7 protein-coding genes and 1 pseudogene are annotated in these 8,076 nt (G+C 39.8%); 7 read left to right on the top strand and 1 reads right to left on the bottom strand.

All coding sequences use genetic code 11. The annotated features are described in order from the left end of the window. Nucleotides 1-687 precede the first annotated feature (687 nt). Nucleotides 688-2,253 (bottom strand): glutamine-hydrolyzing GMP synthase, encoded by a 1,566-nt coding sequence (guaA, locus tag K1J10_RS09550; RefSeq protein ID WP_223357095.1) that lies wholly within the window; start codon nt 2,251-2,253, stop codon nt 688-690. A 138-nt stretch (nt 2,254-2,391) separates the two neighbouring features. On the opposite strand from guaA, the gene K1J10_RS09545 reads away from it, so the two are divergent. The 7 genes and pseudogenes from K1J10_RS09545 (at nt 2,392) to K1J10_RS09515 (ending at nt 8,071) form a co-directional block, all read left to right on the top strand. Then, the gene (locus tag K1J10_RS09545; protein ID WP_023023243.1) at nt 2,392-3,090 is read left to right on the top strand and encodes a GntR family transcriptional regulator; all 699 of its coding nucleotides are present in this window, start codon (nt 2,392-2,394) and stop codon (nt 3,088-3,090) included. A gap of 157 nt (nt 3,091-3,247) precedes the next feature. After that, nucleotides 3,248-3,580: a putative DNA-binding protein gene (locus K1J10_RS09540; RefSeq protein WP_003001435.1), complete on the top strand. Its 333-nt coding sequence runs from the start codon at nt 3,248-3,250 to the stop codon at nt 3,578-3,580. Between the two features lie 2 nt (nt 3,581-3,582). Next, on the top strand, nt 3,583-3,798 hold the full coding sequence (locus K1J10_RS09535) for a hypothetical protein (RefSeq protein ID WP_037615282.1): 216 nt from the start codon (nt 3,583-3,585) through the stop codon (nt 3,796-3,798). A gap of 17 nt (nt 3,799-3,815) precedes the next feature. Beyond that, on the top strand, nt 3,816-5,387 hold the full coding sequence (gene ffh, locus K1J10_RS09530) for a signal recognition particle protein (protein ID WP_006596361.1): 1,572 nt from the start codon (nt 3,816-3,818) through the stop codon (nt 5,385-5,387). Between the two features lie 66 nt (nt 5,388-5,453). Continuing rightward, nucleotides 5,454-6,221: an alpha/beta hydrolase gene (locus K1J10_RS09525; protein ID WP_223357094.1), complete on the top strand. Its 768-nt coding sequence runs from the start codon at nt 5,454-5,456 to the stop codon at nt 6,219-6,221. 105 nt (nt 6,222-6,326) lie between these two features. Further along, a pseudogene (locus tag K1J10_RS09520) lies at nt 6,327-7,297 on the top strand (acetylxylan esterase). Between the two features lie 408 nt (nt 7,298-7,705). Continuing rightward, the gene (locus tag K1J10_RS09515; RefSeq protein ID WP_223357093.1) at nt 7,706-8,071 is read left to right on the top strand and encodes a hypothetical protein; all 366 of its coding nucleotides are present in this window, start codon (nt 7,706-7,708) and stop codon (nt 8,069-8,071) included. The last annotated feature ends 5 nt before the right edge of the window (nt 8,072-8,076 follow it).

The raw sequence follows: 8,076 nt of genomic DNA, 5'->3' as shown, positions 1-8,076 counted from the left end.
TAGCTCAAACAGCTGGAAGAACACTCGCTTAATCAGAGGAATGACTTTGTTGCACTTGACTTGACAATTGGGGTTTATAAATAGTTATTTAAATTTTAAAATTTTAGACTTAGAAATTACTTGTTCAATTGGTATGTTTTTAGAATATGGAACGCATTTAGAAGAATAGCTCATATAAAAGGTATAGTTCAGAAATCTTCTAGTTAAAATAATAGATCAAATGGTGTAAACTTTTTGGTAAATATAGTTTAAATGGTGTATTTTCAATTGAAAATTATTCAAACTAGATAAAATTTTACTTTCTGTAATAGTAGGAAAACGTTGATTTTATGTGTATATTGAAACTTATTCAAATAAAAGTGTTTCTAAACTAACCTTAAGAAAGATAAGTACTATCAGTATATTTCTAATGCTACATTTTTATCACAAAAATTTAGACAATTTCATTTAAATGTAAATTATGTGTTTTAATCAAGGAAACTATAGAAGTGATCAAAGGTAAATTTTTGAAATTAAAACGAAGCATCAAATAATAGAAGAATAAAATTTACTATAAAAAAACCTCACCAGAAAAATTCTGGTGGGGTTTTTGGTGGGGAACCAATCAATTTTGACTGATTTTCAACATTTTATAATAACTGAAAATGCTGTTAAATCAACCATTTCACTTCAAATCATGTTTATAAATCATTCCCACTCAACAGTTGCAGGTGGTTTACTTGTGATATCGTAGACGATGCGGTTGACGTGGTCAACTTCATTTACGATACGAACTGAGATTTTTTGGAGTACTTCCCAAGGGATTCTGGCAAAGTCAGCTGTCATTCCATCGATAGAGGTGATAGCGCGGATAGCGATAGTGTAGTCGTAAGTACGGCCGTCTCCCATAACACCTACTGAACGAACGCCAGTGTTAACAGTGAAGTATTGCCAGATATCGCGGTCAAGACCAGCTTTAGCGATTTCTTCACGAAGGATAGCGTCTGATTCGCGGACTGTTTCAAGTTTTTCTTCAGTAATTTCCCCCATGACACGGATCGCAAGTCCTGGGCCTGGGAATGGTTGGCGCCATACGATGTGGTCTGGCATACCAAGTTCAGTACCTAGTGCACGAACTTCATCCTTGTAAAGAGTGTTGAGTGGCTCAATCAGTTCAAACTGCATGTCTTCTGGAAGTCCACCCACGTTGTGATGAGACTTGATAGTTTGAGCAGTATCTGTACCTGACTCAATGACGTCTGTATAGAGTGTTCCTTGAGCAAGGAATTTCACGTCTGTTAGTTTGCTTGCTTCATCATCAAAGACATAGACAAACTCGTTACCGATAATCTTCCGTTTTTGTTCAGGATCAGATACACCAGCCAATTTATCAAGGAAACGTTTGGCAGCGTCTGCTTTAACGATATTGAGACCAAACTTACCACCAAGCATATCCATAACTTGATCAGCTTCCCCTTTACGGAGAAGACCGTGGTCTACAAAGATACAGATCAATTGATCTCCGATAGCTTTTTGGAGAAGAACTCCAACAACAGAAGAGTCAACACCACCAGAAAGTCCGAGAAGAACACGTTTGTCTCCAACTTTTTCACGGATTTGTTTGATTTGCATCTCGATGAAGTTATCCATAGTCCAGTCACCTTTGGCACCACAGATATTTAAAGCAAAGTTACGCAAAATATCATAACCGTGAACTGAGTGGCGAACTTCAGGGTGGAATTGGATACCATAGATTTTTTTGTCAGGATTCTCAATCGAAGCATACGGACAGTCAGCAGAAGTACCTGTACGGACAAAGTCAGAAGGGATTTCTGTTACAGCATCACCGTGGCTCATCAAGACCAACTGTTTATCAGGTGTTCCCTCAAAGAGGGCAGAAGATTCAGCTAAGTTTAGCTCAGATTGACCATATTCGCGGTTACCAGCATAACCTGCCGGAACGACCTTCCCACCCAATTTATGGGTCAACAATTGCATTCCGTAACAGATTCCAAGGATTGGAATACCAAGTTCGAAAATTTCAGGATCGATATCAAAAGAACCTTCCTCGTATACAGAGTTTGGTCCGCCTGAAAGAACGATCCCAACTGGATTGATTGCACGAACTTCAGCTGCAGTAATCTTGTGGCTCTTCAATTCTGAAAAGACACCAATCTCACGAATACGACGAGAGATGAGCTGATTGTACTGGCTACCGTAGTCAAGCACGATGATTTTTTCAACATCATGCAAATCAGTTGATAGGTTTGTCATCTTTTCCCCTTCTTTTAGAAAATTCTTTTCCTCTATTCTAACACAAAAGCCCCTTCATTACCAATCAAGACTGACTAGGATTGAAGATTTAACAAAATTGCGCTACAATAGGGTATAATACACAGAAAGAGTAGCAAGATGATTCCAGCTTACATACAAATTCACGATCAAATTAAAGCCGAAATTGACCAGAAAATCTGGAAAATTGGACAACGCCTCCCTAGTGAGCGGGACTTGGCTGAGAAGTTCCAAGTGAGTCGCATGACCCTCCGTCAAGCCATTACACTTTTGGTAGAAGAAGGAGTACTGGAGCGCCGTGTTGGTAGTGGTACCTTTGTCGCTAGCACGCGCGTCCAGGAAAAGATGCGGGGGACGACTAGTTTTACTGAAATCATGAAGGCCCAAGGAAAAATACCTTCGACACAGGTTATATCCTACAAACGCACCATTCCTAGCCTTCAAGAAGTAGATAAGCTTGGTATCGACAAGACCGAAACCATCGTTCGAATGGAACGGGTTCGTTATGCAGATGGTGTACCAGTCGTTTATGAAGTCACCTCCATTCCAGAGAAATTTATCAAAAACTTCAAAAAAGAAGAAGTGACCAGTCATTTCTTCCAAACCTTGGAAAAACACGGCTATCGAATTGGCAAATCTCAACAAACCATCTACGCTCGCTTGGCCAAAGAAAAGATTGCTGAATATCTAGAAATCCCCAAAGGACAGGCCATCCTTGGTTTGACCCAGATTTCTTATTTTGATAATGGTGTCGCTTTCGAGTATGTAAAAAGTCAATATGTCGGCGAGCGCTTTGAATTTTATCTAGAAAATAATTAGATTTACATAATTTATATTACGTAATTCACAGGAGTCTTTCACCAGGAAGCATCAATCTTATTTTAAATCATTTGGAATCGGACCTCCTTGTTTCTTATGAAGCAAAATAGGTAAGTCCCGCTAGTCTTTGGCGGGCTTTTTTGATATAATGAAAGGTATGGAAATTGAGAAAACCAACCGAATGAATGCGCTCTTTGAGTTTTACGCAGCGCTCTTGACAGACAAGCAAATGAATTATATCGAGCTCTATTACGCAGATGACTACAGCTTGGCTGAGATTGCGGAAGAGTTTGGGGTCAGTCGTCAGGCGGTTTATGACAATATCAAGCGGACAGAGAAGATTCTAGAGGATTATGAGATGAAGTTGCATATGTACTCTGACTACATTGTACGTAGCCAGATTTTTGATCAGATTTTAGAACGCTATCCGGAAGATACTTTTCTACAAGAGCAGGTTGAAATTTTATCAAGCATTGACAATCGGGAGTGATTATGGGCAGTCTGGTCATTTATCAAGGAATACCTTGCAAACTATTAGTCGCAGAGGAAGTATTTCCTACTCGACTACAGATTATCTCGCCCAATGATATCTCCAAAGCTATGCAAATAGGTTTTAGCTGTTGGGGATATCCAAATGAAATCATGAAAGAAGTCACACCCGAAGAACTAGAATGTTTGCAACATTTCGGACGATATCCACTGAATTGAAAAAATAGGAGAAAATAATGGCATTTGAAAGTTTAACCGAACGTTTACAAAACGTCTTTAAAAATCTTCGTAAGAAAGGGAAAATCTCTGAAGCAGATGTCCAAGAGGCAACCAAAGAGATTCGTCTAGCCCTCTTAGAGGCCGACGTTGCCCTTCCAGTTGTAAAAGACTTCATCAAACGCGTCCGCGAGCGGGCTGTAGGTCATGAGGTCATCGAAACCCTCAACCCTGCCCAACAAATCGTGAAGATTGTCGATGAAGAATTGACAGCGATTTTGGGTTCAGAAACAGCAGACATTATCAAGTCGCCTAAGATTCCAACCATTATCATGATGGTCGGTCTTCAAGGGGCTGGTAAAACAACCTTTGCTGGGAAATTAGCTAATAAATTGGTCAAGGAAGAAAATGCACGTCCTTTGATGATTGCGGCCGATATCTATCGTCCAGCGGCCATTGACCAGTTGAAGACCCTTGGTCAGCAAATCAATGTCCCTGTCTTTTCACTTGGTACAGAAGTCCCTGCAGTGGAGATCGTACGTCAAGGTTTGGAGCAGGCGAGAGCCAACCACAATGACTATGTCTTGATCGATACAGCGGGTCGTCTGCAAATCGATGAAAAACTCATGGGCGAGTTGCGGGATGTTAAAGCCCTAGCTGAACCAAATGAAATCCTCTTGGTTGTCGATGCTATGATCGGTCAAGAAGCGGCCAATGTGGCGCGTGAGTTCAACGAACAACTCGAAGTGACCGGGGTGATCTTGACCAAGATTGATGGGGATACCCGTGGTGGTGCGGCCCTTTCTGTCCGTCAGATTACTGGGAAGCCAATCAAGTTCACTGGTACTGGTGAAAAAATCACCGATATCGAAACCTTCCACCCAGACCGCATGTCTGGTCGGATCCTCGGTATGGGGGATATGCTGACGTTAATCGAGAAGGCTTCTCAAGAATACGATGAGAAACGCTCCATTGAACTCGCTGAGAAGATGCGGGAAAATACCTTCGATTTCAACGATTTCATTGATCAATTAGACCAAGTTCAAAACATGGGACCAATGGAAGATCTACTCAAGATGCTTCCAGGTATGGCCAACAATCCAGCCATGAAGAACCTTAAGGTCGATGAAAGAGAAATTGCTCGGAAACGCGCCATTGTATCTTCTATGACCCCAGCTGAACGCGAAAATCCAGATTTGTTGAACCCTAGCCGTCGTCGTCGGATTGCTGCTGGTTCAGGGAACAGCTTTGTCGAAGTCAACAAATTCATCAAAGACTTTAACCAAGCCAAACAGATGATGCAAGGTGTCCTCTCTGGCGATATGAACAAGATGATGAAACAAATGGGGCTTAATCCAAATAATATGCCGAAGAATATGCCAGGTGGCATGCCTGATATGTCTGCCCTCGAAGGGATGATGGGTCAAGGCGGGATGCCTGACTTATCAGCTCTTGGCGGAGGCGCTGGGATGCCAGACATGAGCCAAATGTTCGGTGGTGGTCTCAAAGGAAAAGCCGGCGAATTCATGATGAAACGGGCGATGAACAAGATGGCCAAACAAATGCGCAAGAATAAGAAAAAACGGAAATAATCATTTCTAGCAAGGGCCTGGAACACACTGTTCTGGGTTCTTTTAGAAAATAGTACTAGAGGAAACATGTTTAAAAAACTATTTCAACAACTCGTTCGTTTCTTTGGAAGACTCTTTTCTTCGCACAGCAAGCCCTTTGAATTTCCAAAAGGGTCGAAGAAACCACCGATCAGACCGATCATCTTTGTACCTGGTAGTTCAGCCAGTATTCAGCGTTTCAATGGAACCATCCGCATGCTCCATCGCTATTCTAGAAAAAAGCAGAGTTTCTTAAAGATAAAAGTCAATAAAGATGAGTCTATAGAGATGGAGGGAAGACTGAATACAAAAGAACCCAATCCGATGATTGTGATTGGCTTTGAAAATAATCGCGATGGCTACAGCAATATCAAGCAGCAAATCGAATCCCTTAAGATCGCTTTAACCTATCTTCTTGACCACTATTATTTTACAGAGTTCAAGGCAGTCGGACACTCCAATGGTGGACTAGTTTTGACTGGTTTATTGGAAAGTGGCTTTTTAGAAAAGAAAAAACTGACTGTAAGCAAGCTGGTTATTATTGGTAGTCCTTACCGATTCAATCAAGTGATGTATGACGATTTTCAGACACGGAAGCATCGCTTAGAAAAAGAAGTAGAGGTCCTTAACTTTGTCGGTAGCTTTGCTGGGAAATCAGACGGGATCGTCCCTCTTTCTAGTGCTCAAGCAGCACAATCAATTTTTGAGAAACAAGCCTATACAGAAGTAAATTTAAAAGGACGCAAGGCTCATCATTCAGCTTTACCCACTAATCCAGATCTAGTGAAACAATTAAGTCTATTTTTGAATCTATAAGCAAATTACATAATTTCGGTTATGTAATTTTTATTTGACTCTTGCAATCCTTAAGTAAATATGGTACATTTTTGGTAGCGATTACACATACTTAAGGAGGATTTTATGAAAAATCCCAAATTATTAGAAACAATGAAAGATTACAAGGGGCGGGATGAGGTTCCGGCAGTTGGAATCAAGCCCTAGCAAACATTGCTGAACTTCCTGAATACAAGCTCGAAGAGCAAAATTTCAGCATTCCAAATGTTGTTTGTTATGAATTAAGCTTTAAAGGAACACGAAATGGTCTTGTTTATGCGCGAGTTGTTTTCCCAAAAACAGATCAAAAGGTTCCAGTTATTTTCCATTTTCATGGTTATATGGGCCGTTGTTGGGATTGGACAGACATGCTGGCTTATACACTAGCTGGCTATGGTGTTGTATCGATGGACGTAAGAGGTCAATCAGGCTATTCAACAGACGGAGATCGATCACCACTTGGAAATACTGTAAAAGGACAGATTATCCGCGGAGTTGTGGAAGGTCCAGATGAGCTCTTTTATAAGGATGTCTACTTAGATCTTTACCAGTTAATAGAAATTATTGCTAGCTTTCCTCAAGTTGACAACAGCAAACTCGCTAGCTATGGAGCCTCTCAAGGCGGTGCTCTGGCCCTGGTAGCTGCTGGATTGAATCCCCGAATCCAACGAACGGTAGCCATTTATCCATTCTTATCGGATTTTAGACGTGTATTAGAGATTGGGAACACCAGCGAGGCCTATGACGAGCTTTTCCGTTATTTCAAGTTCCATGATCCATTTCATGAAACGGAAGATCGTTTGATGCAGACTTTAGCCTATATAGATGTGAAAAATTTTGCCCACCGCATTAAAGGACAGGTTCACATGATTACCGGGCTAGATGATAATGTTTGTTATCCTGAGACACAGTTTGCCATTTATAATCGATTAGAAGGTCCAAAAGAGCATTTAATCATGCCAGAATATACACACGAAGCTATGAACGTTCATGTCAATGATCGAGTCTATAATTGGCTCTGTGGTAGCAAGATTCCATTTCAATATGTAGAAAAATAAGATACAGAAGAAAAACAATCAGTAGATCCGTGAGATTTGCTGATTTTATTGTGTTTAAAAGGTATACAGTATAGAAAGAAAACTAAAAGTTTATGTACAATTGACTAAACAAGACTTAAACCATTGATATAACTGAATTAGAAGCATAAAGTACATTATTTAAAAAGTGTACTTTATTTTTGTTTTGTACATTATTTTGGAGTGGTATTTTGTATGTTTTGTAGTACGTAATATTCTCTAATCTAAGAAATTGATTTGTACATTTTTTACTCTAATTGGTGTAGAAGAAGTGGTGGTTCAATTGTACATTTTATTTAAAATATTTATGGTTATAAGATTAGTATTTGAAGCATAAATAAAGTAGATACAGTGGTATAATAGTGTCAAAAGACTTTCAGGAGAAATGAGATGAGATCGCATACAGTTATTCTAGGCGCTGGTGCTACTATTGCAGCAATACCAGATGGTGATAAAAACGGCAAAAGTTCTTCAGTTATGAATGGATTGCTAAAAAAACTAAATTTAGAAGAAATTCTTGCTGGTGTTGAATTACAGACAAAGAGCGAAAATTTAGAGGATATCTACTCAGAATTATTTGAGAGAGAAGAGTGCTCCGAAATAGTTAGAAAGCTAGAAGAAAGACTCTATGATTATTTTGCTTCGTTGGAGTTACCTGATGAACCAACAATTTATGATTTTTTAATGATAAATTGCAAGAATAAGTGCAACATTTACTTGAACTCATCCTCTAGAGCTTCACAAGCAGTTCTGTAAGCTAA

Origin of the sequence: Streptococcus australis (assembly GCF_019930045.1) — a bacterium.
GTDB lineage: Bacteria > Bacillota > Bacilli > Lactobacillales > Streptococcaceae > Streptococcus > Streptococcus australis_D.
This window is presented reverse-complemented; position numbering and strand designations above follow the sequence as displayed.

What these genes read in the sequence shown, in the direction of transcription:
- K1J10_RS09545 (WP_023023243.1), top strand. Translation starts at nt 2,392, where the DNA reads ATGATTCCAGCTTACATACAAATTCACGATCAAATTAAAGCCGAAATT.
- guaA (WP_223357095.1), bottom strand. Translation starts at nt 2,253, where the DNA reads ATGACAAACCTATCAACTGATTTGCATGATGTTGAAAAAATCATCGTG.
- K1J10_RS09540 (WP_003001435.1), top strand. Translation starts at nt 3,248, where the DNA reads ATGGAAATTGAGAAAACCAACCGAATGAATGCGCTCTTTGAGTTTTAC.
- K1J10_RS09535 (WP_037615282.1), top strand. Translation starts at nt 3,583, where the DNA reads ATGGGCAGTCTGGTCATTTATCAAGGAATACCTTGCAAACTATTAGTC.
- ffh (WP_006596361.1), top strand. Translation starts at nt 3,816, where the DNA reads ATGGCATTTGAAAGTTTAACCGAACGTTTACAAAACGTCTTTAAAAAT.
- K1J10_RS09515 (WP_223357093.1), top strand. Translation starts at nt 7,706, where the DNA reads ATGAGATCGCATACAGTTATTCTAGGCGCTGGTGCTACTATTGCAGCA.
- K1J10_RS09525 (WP_223357094.1), top strand. Translation starts at nt 5,454, where the DNA reads ATGTTTAAAAAACTATTTCAACAACTCGTTCGTTTCTTTGGAAGACTC.